19 protein-coding genes are annotated in these 18,652 nt (G+C 40.6%); 6 read left to right on the forward strand and 13 right to left on the reverse strand.

Features of this window, described 5'->3' with window-relative positions; translation table 11 throughout:
* The first annotated feature begins 33 nt into the window (after window positions 1-33).
* Genes hypE through hypB form a run of 3 tightly spaced genes read left to right on the forward strand, consistent with a single transcriptional unit; the run spans window position 34 to window position 2,332 of the window.
* Window positions 34-1,137 (forward strand): hydrogenase expression/formation protein HypE, encoded by a 1,104-nt coding sequence (gene hypE / locus V7K48_RS26450; protein WP_335076895.1) that lies wholly within the window; start codon window positions 34-36, stop codon window positions 1,135-1,137.
* Between the two features lie 20 nt (window positions 1,138-1,157).
* Entirely contained in the window at window positions 1,158-1,499 is a 342-nt protein-coding gene (gene hypA / locus V7K48_RS26455) for a hydrogenase maturation nickel metallochaperone HypA (RefSeq protein WP_335076897.1), read from the forward strand.
* Window positions 1,490-2,332, forward strand: coding sequence for a hydrogenase nickel incorporation protein HypB (hypB, locus tag V7K48_RS26460; RefSeq protein WP_335076899.1), 843 nt, complete (start codon window positions 1,490-1,492; stop codon window positions 2,330-2,332). Before hypA ends, hypB begins: the two co-directional genes overlap by 10 nt.
* Before the next feature lie 198 nt (window positions 2,333-2,530).
* On the opposite strand, the gene V7K48_RS26465 is transcribed toward hypB, so the two are convergent.
* From V7K48_RS26465 to V7K48_RS26490, 6 genes are all read right to left on the reverse strand, one after another.
* Window positions 2,531-2,905 (reverse strand): hypothetical protein, encoded by a 375-nt coding sequence (locus V7K48_RS26465; RefSeq protein WP_334793018.1) that lies wholly within the window; start codon window positions 2,903-2,905, stop codon window positions 2,531-2,533.
* Entirely contained in the window at window positions 2,895-3,902 is a 1,008-nt protein-coding gene (locus V7K48_RS26470; RefSeq protein WP_335076902.1) for an LLM class flavin-dependent oxidoreductase, read from the reverse strand. Before V7K48_RS26470 ends, V7K48_RS26465 begins: the two co-directional genes overlap by 11 nt.
* Window positions 3,903-3,919: 17 nt before the next feature.
* Window positions 3,920-4,282, reverse strand: a complete 363-nt coding sequence (locus V7K48_RS26475) for a hypothetical protein (protein WP_335076904.1) — start codon at window positions 4,280-4,282, stop codon at window positions 3,920-3,922.
* 529 nt (window positions 4,283-4,811) lie between these two features.
* Window positions 4,812-5,123, reverse strand: coding sequence for a hypothetical protein (locus tag V7K48_RS26480; protein WP_335076906.1), 312 nt, complete (start codon window positions 5,121-5,123; stop codon window positions 4,812-4,814).
* 2 nt (window positions 5,124-5,125) lie between these two features.
* Window positions 5,126-5,407, reverse strand: a complete 282-nt coding sequence (locus V7K48_RS26485; RefSeq protein ID WP_335076908.1) for a hypothetical protein — start codon at window positions 5,405-5,407, stop codon at window positions 5,126-5,128.
* A gap of 39 nt (window positions 5,408-5,446) precedes the next feature.
* Window positions 5,447-5,869: a hypothetical protein gene (locus V7K48_RS26490; RefSeq protein ID WP_335076910.1), complete on the reverse strand. Its 423-nt coding sequence runs from the start codon at window positions 5,867-5,869 to the stop codon at window positions 5,447-5,449.
* A 1,017-nt stretch (window positions 5,870-6,886) separates the two neighbouring features.
* On the opposite strand from V7K48_RS26490, the gene cysK reads away from it, so the two are divergent.
* On the forward strand, window positions 6,887-7,846 hold the full coding sequence (gene cysK, locus V7K48_RS26495) for a cysteine synthase A (protein ID WP_335076912.1): 960 nt from the start codon (window positions 6,887-6,889) through the stop codon (window positions 7,844-7,846).
* A gap of 552 nt (window positions 7,847-8,398) precedes the next feature.
* Window positions 8,399-8,605 carry an after-VIT domain-containing protein gene (locus V7K48_RS26500; RefSeq protein ID WP_335076914.1) on the forward strand — a complete coding sequence of 69 codons (207 nt, stop codon included), beginning with the start codon at window positions 8,399-8,401 and terminating at the stop codon, window positions 8,603-8,605.
* A 138-nt stretch (window positions 8,606-8,743) separates the two neighbouring features.
* Here the strand turns inward: V7K48_RS26500 and V7K48_RS26505 are convergent, their stop codons facing one another.
* The 7 genes from V7K48_RS26505 to fdxB all read right to left on the reverse strand — a co-directional run bounded on the left by V7K48_RS26505 (window position 8,744) and on the right by fdxB (window position 15,815).
* Complete coding sequence (locus V7K48_RS26505; RefSeq protein WP_335076916.1) at window positions 8,744-9,250, reverse strand: ArsC/Spx/MgsR family protein; 507 nt, start codon at window positions 9,248-9,250, stop codon at window positions 8,744-8,746.
* Between the two features lie 395 nt (window positions 9,251-9,645).
* On the reverse strand, window positions 9,646-10,257 hold the full coding sequence (locus V7K48_RS26510) for a cupin (protein WP_335076918.1): 612 nt from the start codon (window positions 10,255-10,257) through the stop codon (window positions 9,646-9,648).
* Between the two features lie 202 nt (window positions 10,258-10,459).
* Window positions 10,460-10,945: a hypothetical protein gene (locus V7K48_RS26515; protein ID WP_335076920.1), complete on the reverse strand. Its 486-nt coding sequence runs from the start codon at window positions 10,943-10,945 to the stop codon at window positions 10,460-10,462.
* Between the two features lie 110 nt (window positions 10,946-11,055).
* Entirely contained in the window at window positions 11,056-11,655 is a 600-nt protein-coding gene (locus tag V7K48_RS26520; protein ID WP_335077162.1) for a cytochrome c oxidase subunit 3, read from the reverse strand.
* Window positions 11,656-12,102: 447 nt separating this feature from the next.
* Window positions 12,103-13,794 (reverse strand): cytochrome c oxidase subunit I, encoded by a 1,692-nt coding sequence (gene ctaD / locus V7K48_RS26525; RefSeq protein ID WP_335076922.1) that lies wholly within the window; start codon window positions 13,792-13,794, stop codon window positions 12,103-12,105.
* 214 nt (window positions 13,795-14,008) lie between these two features.
* Window positions 14,009-14,998, reverse strand: coding sequence for a cytochrome c oxidase subunit II (locus V7K48_RS26530; RefSeq protein ID WP_335076927.1), 990 nt, complete (start codon window positions 14,996-14,998; stop codon window positions 14,009-14,011).
* Window positions 14,999-15,521: 523 nt separating this feature from the next.
* Window positions 15,522-15,815, reverse strand: coding sequence for a ferredoxin III, nif-specific (gene fdxB, locus V7K48_RS26535; RefSeq protein ID WP_335076929.1), 294 nt, complete (start codon window positions 15,813-15,815; stop codon window positions 15,522-15,524).
* A gap of 1,086 nt (window positions 15,816-16,901) precedes the next feature.
* Here fdxB and V7K48_RS26540 point away from each other — a divergent pair.
* Window positions 16,902-18,491 (forward strand): helix-turn-helix domain-containing protein, encoded by a 1,590-nt coding sequence (locus tag V7K48_RS26540; RefSeq protein ID WP_335077164.1) that lies wholly within the window; start codon window positions 16,902-16,904, stop codon window positions 18,489-18,491.
* Window positions 18,492-18,652 lie beyond the last annotated feature (161 nt).

The following is an 18,652-nucleotide window of genomic DNA, read 5'->3' on the forward strand; positions in this document are numbered from 1 at the left end:
CCCCTTGAAATACTCTTTAAAATTTATTCTAAAATGAATTTATCCTCAACTAACCAAGCACAAAATTCCTTGTTTCAAAAAATGGAACAAGTCCGCCGTCGCCAAGGGAAAGTGCGAGATACTCATATAACTCTTGCACATGGGAGCGGTGGTAAAGCCATGCGTGATTTAATAGATGATATCTTTGTCAGCAACTTTGATAACCCGATTCTCTCACAATTAGAAGACCAAGCCAGCTTCAATTTAGCCAGTCTCTTACAACAAGGAGACAGACTTGCATTTACTACAGATTCCTATGTCGTAGACCCCTTATTTTTTCCCGGTAGTGACATAGGAGAATTAGCTATCAACGGCACAGTTAATGATTTAGCTGTCAGCGGTGCTAAACCTTTATATTTAACTTGTAGCGTAATTTTAGAAGAAGGACTGCCCGTAGAAACCTTGCGGCGTGTCGCAGCCAGTATGAAAGCAGCTGCGAAAAAAGCTGGTGTTCAAATTGTCACTGGTGACACAAAAGTTGTACACCGTGGTGCTGCCGATAAACTCTTTATTAATACTGCTGGTATTGGTATTATCCCACGAGGAGTTAGTATTTCTGCCCATAATATTCAACCTGGAGATGCAGTAATAATTAATGGTGAAATCGGCAATCATGGAGCAGCAATTTTAATTGCCCGTGGGGAATTAGCTTTAGAAACTAATATTGAAAGTGACTGTCAACCATTGCATAGTTTAGTAGAAAGTATTCTCCATACATGTCCCCAAATTCATGCTATGCGAGATGCAACACGTGGCGGTTTAGCTACAGTATTAAATGAATTTGCCCTCAGTTCAAATGTGGGAATTCGTCTATTTGAAGAATCTATTCCAGTGCGTGAAGAAGTAAATGGAGTTTGCGAAATTCTCGGTTTAGACCCATTGTATTTAGCTAATGAAGGTAAGTTAGTTGTGGTGGTTTCAAAAGAGAATGCTGACAAAATTTTATCAGCTATGAAATCTCACCCAGCGGGAAAAGATGCTTGTATTATTGGCGAAGTTATTACCTCACCTCCAGGTATCGTATTGTTAAAAACAGTTTTTGGTGCTGAAAGAATTGTTGATATGTTAGTAGGCGACCAATTGCCACGAATTTGTTAATCTTGAATATATTTTATAGTATGCACGAACTTGGAATTACTCAAAACATTGTGGCAATTGTGACTGAACATGCCAAAGACGCAAAAGTGCAGCGAGTCTTATTAGAAATCGGCAAACTTTCAGCCATTATGCCTGATGCTATCCGATTTTGTTTTGATATTTGTACTCAAGGTACAGTTTTAGCAGGGGCAAAATTAGAAATTTTAGAAATTCCTGGATTAGGGAGATGTCGCCAATGTGGTGCAGAAATTGCTCTAGATAAACCATTTGGAATCTGTAACTGCGGTAGCGTGCAATTAGATTTAGTTACTGGTGAAGAACTAAAAATTAAAGAAATAGAAATAGAGGAATTATGTGTGTAACCTGCGGTTGTTCTGATGATGGCGAAGCTAAAATAACCAATCTAGAAATAGGTGAAGCTGAACATAACCATTATCATACTTTACCAGATGGTACTGTCATCACTCATTTACATAGTCATGACACTCATATAGAAGCGTCTCAAATTCATGCCCAAATATACAACACAACGATATCCTTAGAACAGGATATATTGGCAAAAAATAATTTGATAGCTGCCCAAAATCGGGGATGGTTTAAAGGTCGAAATATTCTTGCCTTAAATTTAATGAGTTCTCCCGGTGCTGGGAAAACAACTCTTTTGACGCGAACCATCAATGATTTAAAACATCAATTATCTATCAGTGTTATTGAAGGTGACCAAGAAACTGCTAACGATGCCAAAAAAATTAAAGAAACAGGCTCTAAAGTCATCCAAATCAACACAGGGACAGGCTGTCATCTAGATGCATCAATGATAGACAGAGGTTTACAACAACTGAATCCGCCTCTGAATTCAGTTGTGATGATTGAAAATGTAGGTAATTTGGTTTGTCCAGCCTTATTTGATTTGGGAGAAAATGCAAAAGTCGTGATTCTATCCGTCACGGAGGGAGAAGATAAGCCGATAAAATACCCGCATATGTTCTGTGCTAGTGACATCATGATTATCACGAAAATTGATTTGCTACCTTATGTAGATTTTGATATTCAAAAGTGCATAGAATATGCTAAACAAGTAAATACTAAAATTCAGATTTTTCAAGTTTCTGCAACTACTGGTGCAGGGTTAGATAATTGGTATAAATGGCTAACTGAAAAAGTCACTGACTTATCAACACCGTTTCCTGTCTAACTGCTAAAGCGATCGCACGTATCCGCAACCGTCACGATAAAATTGGTAAAGCATTGCGCCGTGGACATCACTAGCTGCACGAAATATCTTTTATTGTAATTATTATAAAATTGCAACACCCTGCACTTTAGAAGTACAGGGTGTAATAAGGATGAATCAGCTATATTCTGTGTGATTCCCAGTATGTGCCTATTTACCTCAAAGCCAATCTCGATAAGCTGATATTTCATTTACACTAATTTCAAACGGCATCCCTTTGCCAAATGGCGGATAAACGCGGATTTTGCCATTCCTAGCAAACCGCTCTAACCTATTACCCAACTGGGGAATATTGCTGACTATATGCCAGTAAGATAATATGTCAGGGCAGTCAATTATTAGTGTTAGGATGCTAGCATTTGTTGTGAGATACCACTGACAATTAGACAACAGTACTCGCGTAATGCGATCGCAGGCTTGATAAAAACATCTGCCAGTAGACTGTTCTAGTTCCATCTGCAACATTCCATCCTGTTTTGTTACCTCAGCTGGAGGTAAATCATCGGGAGGAAGCAGGTATAGTTTAGAAGACATAATTTCGCACCTCTTGGTTATAGCGCGTCAAACTCTCCAGGTTTTTTTGCATATCCGCAGACGAGGGTTTGAGTGCTAGCGTACCTAAATCTAATTCGGACTGAAATTTCTTGATTTTGTCTCGACAAGTCTCCACATCACCGATAATTGAGTTCTCAATCAAATAATCTTCGTCGAAACAAATGTTTGTGCGGTCAAATGGTTTTTGGTTGGGATTTGCACTATTCTGCAATAATTGAGCTGAATTAGCTTTCATTTTCTGGCTAAATTTGCGAATGAAAGGTAACGCTTCACTCACTGCCTCATCAGATGTTTTGCCAACATAAAAAAAGCGTGCCAGCACGAAGTTTTCTGCACCACCAGAATTTAAGGCTCGATATTTGGCAAGAGTATCCTTCAATCTCTCCAGAGAAAACGGCGGCCCACCCATCAAGCTGAAGGAATGTTTAGCGGCAAACTCGATACCATCATCACCGCCAGTGGCAACATACACTGGTATTTGACTCTGCAATGGTTTTGGGTAAATTGTTAGGCGATCGCATTGATAATATTGCCCATTAAATGATACATCAGTTTCATATAAAAGCTTCTGAATCAATGCCATCGCCTCTAGCATCTTGGGACGCGATTCACTTGGTTGTGTCGCAAAATGCTTGTTTTGTTGGGGAAAAGGGCCGCCTTTAGCAACTCCAAATAATAATCGTCCATTGCACAAATTATCCAAAGTGGCAATATCTTCCGCTACCCTAATCGGGTTATGGAATGGCAGTAACACTGCCGCAGTGCCTAATTGGATAGTTGAAGTCAGTCCCGCCAAGTGTGCCATTAACACCAACATGGACGGGCTGAGATTGGATTCACTAAAATGGTGCTCACTCACCCAGGCTTCCTCAAAACCTAGGCTTTCTGCCTGTTTTACCAGCGCGACTTGCTCAAATATGGCACGACGAGCATCTTGGTGATAATTATCGTAATTGCAGAAAATTCCAGTTTTCATTACTTGCGTTGACTATTTTAAATGGCAATCCACTGCAACTCCAACCATAGGCTTGGGTTGTTTTGTTTAAGCTTCGACATCGGGTCGCGTAACAATCGCTTGGCATTCATGCAGACTACCTGCACTAGACCCATGTTATTTGCTACTTCTCTGAGTATTTCTTTTTGAGCTTGCACACAGGAAATCATTTCGTCAGAGCAATAAATTCCTATATATTGCAAACGTCTGGCAGGTCGTCCCCAAAAACAGGTGATGACTTTCACATAACACCCATCCAGCAATTCCCCAACTTGCGGGTAGTAATGGTTGACGACTCTTGTGAATTCTTTGGCTAAGATATCTTCAGCAATCATTGGAACTGATATTTCTGTAGCGTCCATCACGCTATTTAATATAACATAATTTCGCTGTTTAAATATGACAAAATAACCTGTAATACTTGAATAAAATATTAAATATTACATAAAAAAAGAGGTGTACCTTATTTGGAATCACCTCAGATTTGCGGAAAGCATCTTTATATTAAATGAAATATTTATAAATCGTGATTTATAATTGCCAGGTATATTTGCCCAAGTTAAGCAATTTTGGATTTTGGACTTCGGCTTACCTCGACTTCTCTACGAGACGTTGCACAAATGCTCGGTAAAAGTCGCTCAGTCAAACGATTTTAGATTGACCTCATATCTAAAGTCAGAGATTTGTCATTTAATGCAAGGATTTTAGATTTTGGATTTTGAATCTTCTCTACGAGAGGCTCCGCCAACAATCCAAAATCCAAAATCTAAAATCTAAAATTTGATGAGATGCTCGCAAATAGTCTAATATCAAAAATTATGAATTCAAATAAAATGCATTTAATTAGTACATTTAAATGTTGAATTCTCAATTTTTAATTTTTAATTGTTATTATCGAGCATTGCGTTCACAAACTAAGACCTCTGCTATGATATCTGGTACATTTCTGGAGTCAGTAAATCCTTCAGAACCACCGATCGGTGATATAAATGTATAGTTTGGATCACATACTCCATTGTCATATACTTGAATAAACCACCTATCTGGAAATCCTTCTACACCTAGTTCGACAGTGTACCAACTTTCGCCAATCAGACGAGAGTTAAAGATTCTGAACCACTCTCTGTTGTCTTCTGAAATATTCCAATCTGCCATCAGCAGTTCTAGAGCTATTTGTCCCGCATCCGTTGAAGTCAATAGCATTTTTACTCCTTATTTGCAGCTTCAGGATTTGCAGCTTCAGGGTTGGAAACTTCAGGGTATAAACCCAGTTCTTTAGCTAGCTCACGCGCTACAAAAAATAAAAATTGGGCACCATCTTGATTGCCTTCATGGGCAAACATAGTTGCTACTTGTAACATTGTTTGTACTAAGCCGGAATCAATCAATTCTGGCTTAGATTCTAAAATTTCTGGTTCCTGACCGTTAGGGCATTTAAGTAACTCATCAATCAGATTAAAATACAGATGTTCGCGTTGTTCTGTCATGGTATTTTTGTTGATTTGAGTGAGTAAATTGTGAATTTGTTACTGTTCGATACTTTGCTGCCACAGTCTTTCCAACATTTCAACTTGTTCTTTTAAAACAGCAGCCCGATAAACAAGATATCTGTCGTAAAAGAGAATTCCTAACCCAACAAAAATAGGGGTTAACAAGAAGAACCATTGCAGGATAGTAGCAAATTTATATTGTTCAGCAACAGTTAGCATTTGATAAACCACATTACGATCAGAGGATTGGATGCTAGTCTGAGGGGAATGTGTACCTTCTGTCTGGGGAGCCAAGGCGGGAGTATTTGCACTAGTCTTGTTAACTTCACAGGCTAAATTCTGGGATTTTACTAACTCTAGATGTCGCTCCCAAACTATGCCAAATACTACTAGTTCTGGAGAAAGCACTGCTAAGGTAACTACGCAAACTGTGAGAACATTTAAAAGTTTGGCTTTCATCTTGGCTCTCCCTTGCTGGGTAGTATGCACCCAGTAAGAAAATATCTTTTGCTGTTTATCTAAAGTAGCTATATATTTCTACTTTTCAAACAGTTTTGATATTAAAATATGTGTTAACGGAACTTTTCAAAATTGTTAGTTGTCAGTTATTTTTCTAATTCCCACTGACCACTGACCACTGAAAATTTCCCTATATTTTTACAAAACATAGGATTAATCAGTCATAAATAACGCACCAAATTCAAAGAATTTGGTTCCATCCTACTCTCAAAAGAGAGATTAAGAAGTCCCCCCTAGTTCACTAAGCTTTCGCTCAGGAATGTTGGGGGGTAGAGGGGAATCTCTGCGTAAATCCTATACGATTTATATCAGCCGCTCTCCACAAAACAGTTTACCCCAGCCCTGTTAAGATTATTAAATTCATTAGAATAGTACTCAAAGCCTGTAATTCTTACCTGATAAGTCTTACAAAATTTTATTGGGGTATGGGTACTAGTGTTTTTGGAACAGGGTTCTAGTATTTATGATGTGGGGTTCTGGTGTTTTTGCACTCAACCTAAAAGCAATGTAGGCAATCCTTAAGGACTGTTTTTGATGCAATTTTGGGCAGACAAAAACTGCACTCAAAAGAAAATTTAATGTCTCTTGATAAAGATAGACTAATAAATTGGGAAAAACAATTAAATATTTTGAAAGTAAATTGTAATTCTATAACAAATAGAAGAATGGTAAAAGTTATGCATATATACAGAATTACAGAAATTGAATCTCAGCCCAATGAGCAATAGTCAGCAATTCTAAGTAGTAAAATACAAGTATGGCAAGCTAGACCTCTGCTGAAATGAGAATCAATGGGAACATCTAATAAAAGTTCTTCCTAAACTTTCATCTTTTGTGGTTTAGTTAGAATATATAGTATATGCACTCATCGATGCTAAACTACAAATTCAATACACAAAAGCTTATTGTTATAAGTAAATACTCTGTACTAAAATTTAGGATTTTAGGAGTTAAATAATGCGGATTGCTCAAGACGTAACAGAACTTATCGGACGAACTCCTTTAGTTCAACTGAATAAAATTCCTCAAGCTGAGGGAGTAGTAGCAAGGATAGTTGTCAAATTAGAAGGCATGAACCCAGCAGCTTCGGTGAAAGACCGCATTGGGTTAAGTATGGTACTCTCAGCAGAAGCAGCTGGCTCAATTTCCCCTGGAAAAACCATTTTAGTAGAGCCTACCTCAGGTAATACAGGAATTGCTCTAGCAATGGTAGCAGCAGCGCGTGGCTACCGTTTGATTTTGACAATGCCAGAGACAATGAGCCAAGAACGACGGGCTATGCTCAGAGCTTATGGCGCGTCTTTGGAGTTGACACCAGGCGCTGAGGGAATGCGGGGAGCTATTGGTAAAGCTGAAGAGATTGTGGCTAATACTCCTAATGCTTTTATGCTGCAGCAATTCCGCAACCCTGCCAATCCCAAAGTTCACCAGGAAACCACCGCAGAAGAAATTTGGGCAGATACAGACGGGGAAGTGGATATCGTCATTGCTGGGGTAGGTACTGGTGGAACGATTACTGGTATTGCAGAAGTACTCAAACAGCGCAAGCAGACTTTTCAGGCGATCGCAATTGAACCCAGCAACAGCCCAGTCCTCTCTGGTGGTGAAGCCGGGCCACATAAAATTCAAGGTATTGGTGCCGGATTTATCCCAGATGTTCTCCGTCTAGAATTGGTTGATGAAGTAATTAGAGTCAGCGATGAACAAGCGATCGCTTATGGGCGACGTTTAGCAAAAGAAGAAGGCTTATTATCTGGGATATCCTCTGGTGCAGCTTTGTGTGCCGCAATTCAAGTCGGTAAACGTCCAGAAAATGCCGGACGTTTAATCGTGATGATTCAGCCTTCCTTTGGTGAACGTTACCTCAGCACACCCATGTTTCAAGACTTGTCCTTAGAAACTGCTGGGGTGCGTTAAGGAGACAAGGGGGACAAGGGAGTAATAAGCTCCCTGTCTTTCTCATGTGGCTCTAGCGTTTCATTCAGTGCAAGTCCCTTGTTAGCTTTGCCAATAGCGCAGGTATCTGCGAAAGACTATTAATCTTGTCCCCATCATAGAAATCAATCTCGGAAGTCCTCTGTCCACGGTAAAGCCACACTCCAAGCATTCCAGCTTTTGTCACAGCGATGCCTGCGGCAGGCTACGCCTACGCATCCAACTTCAAGTTATCCCCACATGTAGATGCAATCTGATGCAGATTCTCTAATATCATGTCCGCTTGATTGCTTATTAAACCCGAAGAACCCCACCCCCAACCCCTCCCCGCAGGCGGGGAGGGGAGCTAAAGCGTAGCTTTTGCGGGGTGGGGTTCTTTTATTATGGGTAATTTGGCGGACATGATATAAGCTCCTGACATACGTATACAAATATATCTGCCGATGGTTTCGCCGCTCCTGCTCTCTGGGATGTGACAAGGACAAAGAAAGGGCGTGTTAATTTTTGCAAGCCAAAACAATCGCATTGTAAGAGGTGGCTTTAAAAGCCTTACTGAAAGAAGAATCTTCTGTTTCTCTTTTACAGATTGTGAGCGTAATGGGATTAAGTAAGCAGATAATTTCTCTGCTGACTCAATACTTGCAAGCAATTCAACTCCCTAGAGGTTTCGGTAGTGATTTGGTGTTTGAATTTCAGGTTAGCCAAGGCGATCGCACACCTTTAGAGTATGCGATCGCCTAAATCATTCCGACTACGCCGCGACTAACTCCCGTTCCGATACTGGTTCATACTCCAGCAGCCTCCGCCATTCCTCAGCAGAACAATCCTGCACTATTAGTTAGGGGCTGGGGTGGAGTGTGAGGGACTATTGCAAGAAATCTAATGACTACAGTTGCCTTGCTTTTGATGTTGCTGAGAACCCTGACCGTGATTACAGTCACCTTGTTTCTTAGGCTGATTATGACCGTGGGAGCAGTTTTGCAAATCTTGCTTCATCAGGTTTTCGCTCATTTCCTGCAAGGATTCGTCCGCAGGCTTTAAGCCAATCCAAGCATCAATCTTTTGTGCATCGAATCCTACCTCGCGGCGATCGCCTATTTCTAACAAAGGACGGCGAATTAACAGTGGCTCTCTCAACATCAACTGCAAAGCGGTTTCTGCATCAGTTTTTTCAGGAACTATTTCACCAGATTTTACCTTTGGGGAGGAAGGATTAAACCATTCGGCTACGGGGTGATCGCCAAAAAATGAACGCAAACGCTCAACTGTCCAAGGTTCTGTTAGCAGGTTGTATGCTACCACCTCATGACCCGCAGCTGTTAGCAAAACTTTTTGCTTAGTACCACCTTGACAGCCTGGTTTACTATAGAAAATTACTCTTGCCATATTAACTACCTCCTAATTACTCAATTGTTTGTAGTTAGCGCTTTAGTACTAAAGCGTTAACTATGAAATTAATGCTGATATCATGTCCGGTAAATTACTTGTGATTCCTACCTGACCTCTCCCCCAGCCCCTCCCCTAGTAGGGGCTATGGTGTATACACAAGTCTCAAGTAGTTGATAAATCTCGGTTTTACCCCACCCTATTCCTCCCCTTTATAAGGGGAGGGAACAAGATTTCTTATTTCCCCCCAATATATCGGGGGGATTAAGGGGGGTAATTCGATTTGTGTATACACGGTAGCCTAGTAGGGGAGGGGAGCCTGTAGCTTTAGCTATAGGCGGGGTGAGGTTCTTTTATTATGGGCAATTCAGCGGACATGATATGACGATTCCTAATTAAAAATTCCTAGCCTTATCGGTAACTGAGTCAAACTCAAATCTCTCTTTCGGATCAGTTTCGCCGTAGACATTAAAAGTCACGGTTGGTTCATCACCCATTGCTTCTACACAGTGAATTGCATCGGGAACGAAGCTGATAATATCCCCTGGAAATAGAGTTATCTCTCCCGTAGGTTCAATTTTGTCCTGAAATTCTGGGCTATGGGTGCGTCGCCAAAAAGTATTTTTTTCTTGACCTTTTAACACCGCCACTATTCCCCATGTGCCATGATTATGAATGGTTGATCGGGTTCCCGGTGCAAATGTTACTGTTTGCACTGTCAACGGAAAACCCAATTCATCGTATAGGAGTGAAACAGAGGTTCCCGTTTTGGGCGAAGGCTCTAAATATTGACTTCGCACCCAGTAAGAATTTACTATCAAGCGCCTTACGAGCATCTGAAGTTCTGGTAGACGACTGGCTTCATCGTCAACGCTATTGAGAACATCTTCCATCTCAGTTAAAAACCGATAAAGGCGGTAATTTTCTCTCAATAAATCCCATGCTCTTACAGATTTACAGGCTTGATACTGACCGTCCCCCGTTAGCAACCAATCCTTACCTTTCATAACTTTTAAAATGATAGCCGATAAGATTGGAGGACAAGGATCGGAGAGACATTAGGAACACTGCCTACATCAAGGTTAGTAGGTACCTTAATAGGAGGAATGATAGAGTTACTATTAGTACCTGCTCCCAAGAGGGAGTAAGAGGAATACGATGTAGTAGATAACCAATTGTTCATGATTGTTCACCTTAATTGTTGACTAATTAATCATCTTCTTCTGCTGGACGTGTCAAAATATCCAGGAGAATTCCGGCTCCGAAATCATTCTTTTCGTCTATTTCTTTGACTTTAGTGCTGATTTCTTTTGCTTGCTCAAGTTCTCCTAAATTTGCTAGTACTAATCCAGAAGCAGCATAAGCATTTAAGTACAATCGGATTTGTGGGTCTTCTTTGCGATTGACTAATATAGGCTTAAGTTGCTCCCAGTCATCAGGAAATTTCTCTTGTTCTTTAATTTTATCTAATAATTTAACTGTTGTTTGCAAAGCTAGAGAATAATTATTTTTATAATAGAAATATCTATATACTGCTACTAATACATCTGTATTTTCACTAGTTTTGGCTAAAGCTTGTTGAATATACTTTTCCGATTCTGATGTATTTTCCCAGCTTTGTGCAGCTAAAATTAATAAATTTTTGATGTCCTCTGGAACCTGAAACCATGAGAATCTATTGGGTTCAACTTGCATAATAAACTTCTGGAGATGGAGAGTTAGGAATAGAGACGCGATTAATCGCGTCTGTACAGGAGTTAGGAGTGAGAAATTAGAAATTATTAACTCCTCACTCCTAACTTTTGTTAAAACAGAGTCAGAACGTACACTAGGGTAAACAGAACAATCCAGATAATGTCTACAAAGTGCCAGTAAATTTCTGTCATTTCGATGAAAGTATGATTGGTTGCAGAATATTCACCAGGACGACGCGATCGCCACAATACACGTAATATCAATAACAGTCCTACAAAAACGTGCAAACCGTGGAACCCAGTCATGATATAAAAGCAGTTGGCAAAGACGTTGGTAGTTAGACCATAGCCTAAAGTCGAGTACTCATAAACCTGACCACCCAAGAAAATTGCACCCATGATTGCAGTAATTCCATACCACAGTTGCATTCCCTTGACATTATTCTTTTTAATCGCCGTATCACCGAAGTGAATAACGAAACTACTGGACACCAGAATAATGGTGTTAATTGTCGGTACAAGTAGTTCTACTTCACTTCCTTCTGGCGGCCAAACGGCTGTAGTATTTCGGAAAAATAAATAAGTGGCAAAAAATCCTCCAAACATCAGGGATTCAGAGGCGAGGAACGTCAACAATCCCCAAACTCTTAAATCTGGATGTTCTTCGTGTCCTACACTGTGATCTTCGCTCGTCGTTGTAGCTATAGTCATAGATTTATTGACAATATTATCCACTGTGTCTGTTGTGGAAGTTTGAATAAAGAATGAAGTCTGAAGCGGCAAATTTTCATTCCTCATCCAAAATCCTTATTTAACCAAACTCTTCACTTGTTCAGGAATTCTCAAAATTCCGAGTTTTAAGTTCCAAGCTCGGAGTTCCGAGTTCTAATCTCGGAGTTCTGAATAATAATGCTCAAATTTCGAGTTCCAAACTCGGAGTTTTGAGTTCCAAGCTCGGAGTTCGGAGTTCCAAGCTCAGAGTTTCGAGTTCTAAGCTCGGAGTTCCGAGTTCCAAGCTTAGAGTTTCGAGTTCCAAGCTTGAAGTTCCGAGTAATAATGCTCAAGTTCCGAGTTCCAAGCTTGGAGTTTCGAGTTCTCAAATCAAATAACTAGAAATTGCAATCACCTTGAGTGCGATCGCAGGACTCACTCTACTAACTAAGCAGTAGCTTCCGGCGTTGCAGATGGCTGTATTTTAGTACTGTGACCATGACCGTAGTCATAAGGCCCATGAGTCACAACCGGCAACACTTCCCAGTTTTCAATTGCAGGTGGTGAGCTAGTTGTCCATTCTAAGGTCAAAGCTTGCCAAGGATTATCACCTGCCAAGGGCCCCTTTAGCCAACTATAGATAATGTTGATGGCGAAGGGAATTACCGATATCCCCAAAACAATTGAACCATAGGTACAAATTTTATTGAGGTCGATAAATTGGGGGTCATACATTGCCACTCGTCGGGGCATTCCTTGCAAACCCAACTCGTGCATGGGTAAAAAGGTCAGATTAGTGCCGATGAAGGTGAGGGCAAAGTGAATGCAACCCCAGGTTTCATTCAGCATTCGTCCGGTCATTTTGGGGAACCAGTGATAAATACCGGCGTAGATGCCAAACACGGAACCGCCAAACAGAACGTAGTGGAAATGTCCGACAACATAATATGTGTCGTGGATGTGAATATCAAAAGGGGCTGTTCCCATTGTCACACCGCTTAAGCCGCCCATGACAAACATGGACAACAAGCCAATAGCGAAAAGCATCGCGCTGGTGAAGCGGATTTTACCACCCCAGAGGGTAGCAACCCAGGCAAAAATCTTCACGCCAGTGGGAACTGCAACTATCAGCGTGGAGATGGTGAAGAACATCCGCATCCAACCGGGTGTACCACTGGTAAACATGTGGTGTACCCAGACGAACAAACCCACAGCGCAGATTGCTACACTAGAATAAGCGATCGCTTTATAACCAAAGATTGGCTTGCGGGAGTGAACTGGAATTACCTCCGACATAATGCCGAAGATGGGCAGAATCATTAAATATACTGCCGGGTGAGAATAAAACCAGAATAAGTGTTGATAAATTACAACGTTACCGCCTGCATCTGGTTTAAAGAAGGAAGTACCAAAGTTGAGGTCAAACAACAGCAGAATTAAACCTGCTGCTAATACAGGTGTGGAGAGAAGTGCCAGCAGGGAGGTTGCCAAGATTGCCCAGCAAAACAAGGGCACTTGATCCCATTTCATGCTAGGAACCTTCATCAGTAAAATGGTGATCACAAAGTTCAGCGAACCCAAAATTGAGGAAGTTCCCACTAAAACGATCGCAAGTATCCACATAGTTTGGGCGATTGGTGCTGTCACCAAGCTCAAGGGTGGATAAGCTGTCCAACCCGATTGTGAACCGCCAAAGATAAAACTACCTAATATCAGCGCACCTGCTGGTGGATTTAACCAAAAGGCGATCGCGTTCAGCTTCGGGAAAGCCATATCTCTAGCACCGACCATCAAGGGCACCAAAAAGTTACCAAATCCCCCAATGGCGCTAGGGACAATCCACAGGAAGATCATAATCGTCCCGTGATTGGTCATGAAAGCGTTATACAGATTGGGGTCGAGTACGTCTGCTTCTGGTGTTGCTAATTCGACACGGAGAGCGATCGCCATCAGCCCGCCGATCAGATAGAACATGAACGCCGTTACTAGGTATTGAATACCAATAACTTTGTGGTCAACATTAAATGTAAAATAGTCTTGCCATTTCCACGCCTGCGGATGGGAGGTGTGGCCAACTACCAGAGTTTTCGGTTTATTTTCTTCTGGTGGAGTATTCCGGGGAAATTCTACCTTCGTCATATTTTTTACCACTATGCGGAGTCTAGGGTCAAACGTCCAAAGTAATTAAATGTGACTCTTGACCTGCAATTTTAGATTTTGGATTTTGGATTAAAAGAATTTTTTGGTTTATGTCCCGTCCCTTTTGGGTGGAACCAATCTAAAAGACTCTCCTACGGAGGCTCGTTCTTCTCTACGAGACACTATCGCAAATCTAAAATCCAAAATCGTTTGACTAATGACTCATGACTACTGACTCTAAAGTTGCTGCACTAATTCCCATATCATGGGTGTGAGGCGCGAGAAACTCTGATGTTGATAAGTCGGCTGGATTAACAGCAACGACTTGATTTAGGTTTTCCTTTTGAGCAATCTGATTTTCTGTCCGCCAGCTATTATATTCTTCTGGTGTGTGGACAATTACCTGTGTCCGCATTGAACCGTGATAACCACCGCACAACTCAGCACAAACTACAGGATATGTACCTGGTTTGGTGGCAACAAATCGTAGTTCGGTAGGGATACCGGGAAGCGCATCTTGTTTCAAGCGGAAGTTTGGCACCCAAAATGAGTGAATTACATCTTGTGCTGAAAGGTTGAGTTGCACATCAGCACCGACGGGAATGTGCAATTCTCCAGAGGTAATGCCACTATCAGGGTAGTTAAATAACCAGGCGTACTGCATCCCTTTGACATCAACAACTAAATCAGCTGGTTTGTTTAGGGTTTGAGGAGACGCGCCGATGCCAATTGTTGGGGCAATTGATGGGGCAGTTGTTGCTTGGGAGGTATCGCTTAATGTGGCAGCAATCGCGGTTCCCGGCATGTGAGCAACATGAGCTGCTGAATGAGGATGACCCGCAGGATCAAAGCCTCCCATTCGGTTAAAAACATCTACACTGTAGATGCCCAAGAGGAGGACAATCACTGTTGGAATTGCTGTCCAAAAGACTTCTAAGGGCAAGTTACCTTCTATTGCCACCCCATCGGTATCGTCACCCCGACGGCGACGAAACTGAATCAAAAAAACTACAATTGTTCCTTCTACCACCAAGAAGAGTGCGATCGCAATGGTAAACATGACGTTGAAAAAACCGTCTACCAAAGGCGCTTGAAGCGAAGCTTGCACCGGCATTAGAGTGTGGTTTTGACCAATCCAAATGCTGATTGCTGTAACTACTATCCCAGCAACCAGAGTCCATAGTGAAACAGGAACTTGTTGCATACATGCTACCTGCTCTGTAAACAGTCTTTAAAGGTGTGATTTTCTGGTATAGGTATTAGGTATTAAGCATTGGGCATTGTTACTTATTCCCGATTCCTCATTCCCTAGTTCCTAGTCCCTAGTCCCTTTCACAGGGCAGCGTTTTTTTGTTTTCACTTATTAACTTTCTAACGTGCAGCTAGAAAAAAAGGGGGAAACTTCCAGATTTTTTCCATATCTTTCCCCCATAAAATTACAAATTATATTTCCACTCCTATGACAAAGGTAGCCCCCTGCTTCCAGAAAAGCTAGTTGTTCCAAGAGGACACTGTTAGCCCTAATATTGATTAGGCTATATTAGCAGCAAGTTGAAATTTGTTAATAGCTAACATTTGGCTATTTCCGGATTTGTTTACTGTGAACTTTTTATTTAGCTCCAGTAAATATTTAGCATTACCCTCAAGTTTCCTTGCCTAGTGCATCTGCGCTTTTTACTAACAGTGCCTTCTTGAATGAACAGCAATTTTGACTAACTCCAAAAACCTTAATTGTTTAATGCAACATGGGTGTAGCAGTTCTTAGGACAAATTCGTGAACACGCTTCACAACCAATACAGTTATCTGGAGAAGTAACTGCCATTACTTTCCGTTCAACTTCTTCATCATCTTCATCTTCCACAAATTCCCCTTCTTCATTGAGTGCCCTCAAACCTAGCACATTGTACCCGCATACTTTAACGCATCTGCCACAGCCGATACATTTTTCCTTATTGATTTCCTGAGCAAATTTTGGTGTCCAAGTCTTACCGCCAAATGTCAAACCAGTGAGTTGTGCCATGAATAAATCCTCGGCAATTTTGCCTGTCAATCTGTTTGGAGCTTAATCATCATATTATCCTAATATTTTCTTTTTTTGATATTCAAATATTACTTTTATCTCATCAAAATTTGATGACTTTGAACACATTGACAAATTATTTTTATTTAAAGTTACAGATGAAAATTATTGCCAATAATCATGATAAATATTGAAGTTTCCCTCGTTCTTATGCTCCGGATGGGAACGCATTCATTGAGTCTCTGACTCAATGTCTGACTGGAGGCAGTAGCCCCCAATCAGTCATTCCCATACAGAGCATAGGAACAAGAGTAGGAAAAATTGAGGGTTTGAAACCCACAAAGGTGGATAATTCGTCGTCTAGATGCGGTTTATAACTACCGATTTAACTATTATTTATAGCAAATGTAACTATATCCAGAAGATTGATGATATTCTTTCTCAAATATTTTTAGGTTTAGACAAATAAATCTAGACAAACAGTATACATATATACAAAAACAGATGTTTATTAGTTACATTTCTATATATGCAATATGTATTTTATAAAGCAACAACTTTCAATTCAAGTTTAATTAAACTATTTAGATAAATGTTGATAAAATAAATATTATTAGTCTATTAAATCAACAGGATTAATTTATAAAATAACTATGATTTATATAGCAGAATATTATCAGATATCAAATATTAAAATTATTAATAAATCAGAGTAAATCCAATTATAAAAGGCTTAAATTTCTCCTAAAAAGACTTTGTATAAGGTTTTATAGTTAAAGCAAAAATATTTATTAATTATCTAATTAAATAAATATTAAGATTTTTTTTTAAGCTCAGTACGAACAAATTAATCATTTCTTTTATGAAATGTATAGTTAATAAAGAAGTTTTATTAGGCTTGGTTTGAAAGCCTTAAATAGCTTCCAATTGGATGCAAAGTCAAAATATGGATGTAGGGAGTGAGTGTGGTGAGAAAAGATTATTCTCGCCAGAAAGATAATGTGGTAGCGAGTCATGAATAAACAGGACTCATCCAGGGGAGACCTGAGCCAGACATCTCAACGATTAGAGTGGGAAGAGAGCCATATGCCTTATACAATTCCTAACAACAGTTGCGTTGGATGTGATAACTGCCGCCCCCAATGTCCTACGGGTGCAATCAAAATAGAAAACAATGAATACTGGGTTGATCCTGGTCTTTGTAATAATTGTGAGGGCTATTATTCAGAACCACAATGTGTAATAGCTTGTCCAACTAATTCTCCGATTCGCTGGCAAGCAAAAAAGGGGAGATGCAAAGTTGAACCGAGAGATGCTACTAGCTTAGACTTGTTTTCTAACGGCAAGAATAACCCATTTGCTTCGGCGATCGCTATTTGGGAAGCTTGTAATGTACTAGCGCAGCGAACATCCCTACATTGGGAAAATGATGAAGAGGGTTATTTGTGTTACAGCCGACAAGTCAACCAAGGTCGAGGTGCGATCGCTTTTCACATCCAAGATCCATTCAAAGTTAGCGACAAGGCTACAGATTTAGGAGCAATTGAGGGACTTGACATCAGAGCCACTTGCATACATCTAATTTTTGCGGCTTATGCCACAGCCTTAGATCAACCTTGGGAGCAAGAATTTGCGATCGATGAACGACAAATTGAGAAATATTTGGGGATGGAGAAACGCAAAGACTTGAGCAAAGCTGCCAAGCTGGCTTTAATGAAAAATATCGTTCAGCAAGCTTGCTCACTGATTATCTCGATTGACTGGCCCCAACAAGGTCGAATTAACGGATTCTCTGTTACAGGCAGCCGCTTATGGCACTTGGTGGACATTCAGCATCACTTTCAAGAAGACAATCTTGGATGCAAATATCTTATTGGGCTAACTTTTAAAGTAAAAGCAGGTATTTGGGCACAATATTTCTTAAACAAACAAGCATGTAAAGAGCGAACCGCATTCTATCAATACGGTAGTCTCCCCAAAACCCTGCTAACTACAGTCATGAGCATTTGGCAGCAACATGAAGGCGCAGTCCGATTAATGCTGTGGTTGCTGTTTAAAACCAAAATGGGCAAGGAACAACGCATCACCATTCCTACCTTGCTGCGGATTGCTTACGGTGAAGAAAAAGTTGCCCTTGCATCCAGACAACGGGAAGAACGCAAACGTCTGCTGCGAACTTTTGAAAGCGATTTGGAAATTCTCAATCACTATGGAATGAAACCACTTTTCGACCCAGTTACCTACCCACCAGAAATTCAACCTTTGTGGGCGAAGTTAGTTGATCTTCCCGAAGATCCAGATGAAGCATTGGAGTTTTGGACTAATGACGGTGGTGCTGAAACTCGCCTCACAGACACAGGCCCCCGTGGGAAGTGGAATCTGCTAATGAATGCGCGGATTTTGGCTTTTGAACTGCCACCAGAATGGGAACAGCAAATCTCAGAATCAGAAAAAAAGAAAACAAGAACAGCTAAAGCCAAAAGGAAGCCCAAAACTACAAACGATTTGCTAGGTGAACAGATTTTGCAGGCGCGAAAAAATTTGAATCTCTCCCAAAGAGAGTTGGCAAAGCTCACAGGTAAAAGCCAAAGCTGGATTCGAGATATCGAAAATGGTCGTCTAAAAGCCAAGTTAGAAGACCAAGTGCTGTTACGAAAAGTCTTAAATATGCCTTAATCTCGATTCGGAATTTAGAATTTAAGTGAGGAGTTATCCCATTACTATAAATTTGTTTATAGTCAAGCTTAATTTTGACTTTTGACTTTTGACTTTTGACTTTTGACTTTTGACTTTTGACTTCCCCGCAGGGGCTGACTCCTGCTGTAGATTACTGGTAG

The organism is Nostoc sp., assembly GCF_036919615.1.
Classification (GTDB): Bacteria; Cyanobacteriota; Cyanobacteriia; order Cyanobacteriales; family Nostocaceae; genus Nostoc.

Coding starts and splice junctions, on each gene's coding strand:
- hypE (WP_335076895.1), top strand. CDS start 34: ATGAATTTATCCTCAACTAACCAAGCACAAAATTCCTTGTTTCAAAAA.
- hypA (WP_335076897.1), top strand. CDS start 1,158: ATGCACGAACTTGGAATTACTCAAAACATTGTGGCAATTGTGACTGAA.
- hypB (WP_335076899.1), top strand. CDS start 1,490: ATGTGTGTAACCTGCGGTTGTTCTGATGATGGCGAAGCTAAAATAACC.
- V7K48_RS26465 (WP_334793018.1), bottom strand. CDS start 2,905: ATGTCTTCTAAACTATACCTGCTTCCTCCCGATGATTTACCTCCAGCT.
- V7K48_RS26470 (WP_335076902.1), bottom strand. CDS start 3,902: ATGAAAACTGGAATTTTCTGCAATTACGATAATTATCACCAAGATGCT.
- V7K48_RS26475 (WP_335076904.1), bottom strand. CDS start 4,282: ATGGACGCTACAGAAATATCAGTTCCAATGATTGCTGAAGATATCTTA.
- V7K48_RS26480 (WP_335076906.1), bottom strand. CDS start 5,123: ATGCTATTGACTTCAACGGATGCGGGACAAATAGCTCTAGAACTGCTG.
- V7K48_RS26485 (WP_335076908.1), bottom strand. CDS start 5,407: ATGACAGAACAACGCGAACATCTGTATTTTAATCTGATTGATGAGTTA.
- V7K48_RS26490 (WP_335076910.1), bottom strand. CDS start 5,869: ATGAAAGCCAAACTTTTAAATGTTCTCACAGTTTGCGTAGTTACCTTA.
- cysK (WP_335076912.1), top strand. CDS start 6,887: ATGCGGATTGCTCAAGACGTAACAGAACTTATCGGACGAACTCCTTTA.
- V7K48_RS26505 (WP_335076916.1), bottom strand. CDS start 9,250: ATGGCAAGAGTAATTTTCTATAGTAAACCAGGCTGTCAAGGTGGTACT.
- V7K48_RS26510 (WP_335076918.1), bottom strand. CDS start 10,257: ATGAAAGGTAAGGATTGGTTGCTAACGGGGGACGGTCAGTATCAAGCC.
- V7K48_RS26515 (WP_335076920.1), bottom strand. CDS start 10,945: ATGCAAGTTGAACCCAATAGATTCTCATGGTTTCAGGTTCCAGAGGAC.
- V7K48_RS26520 (WP_335077162.1), bottom strand. CDS start 11,655: ATGACTATAGCTACAACGACGAGCGAAGATCACAGTGTAGGACACGAA.
- ctaD (WP_335076922.1), bottom strand. CDS start 13,794: ATGACGAAGGTAGAATTTCCCCGGAATACTCCACCAGAAGAAAATAAA.
- V7K48_RS26530 (WP_335076927.1), bottom strand. CDS start 14,998: ATGCAACAAGTTCCTGTTTCACTATGGACTCTGGTTGCTGGGATAGTA.
- fdxB (WP_335076929.1), bottom strand. CDS start 15,815: ATGGCACAACTCACTGGTTTGACATTTGGCGGTAAGACTTGGACACCA.
- V7K48_RS26540 (WP_335077164.1), top strand. CDS start 16,902: ATGCCTTATACAATTCCTAACAACAGTTGCGTTGGATGTGATAACTGC.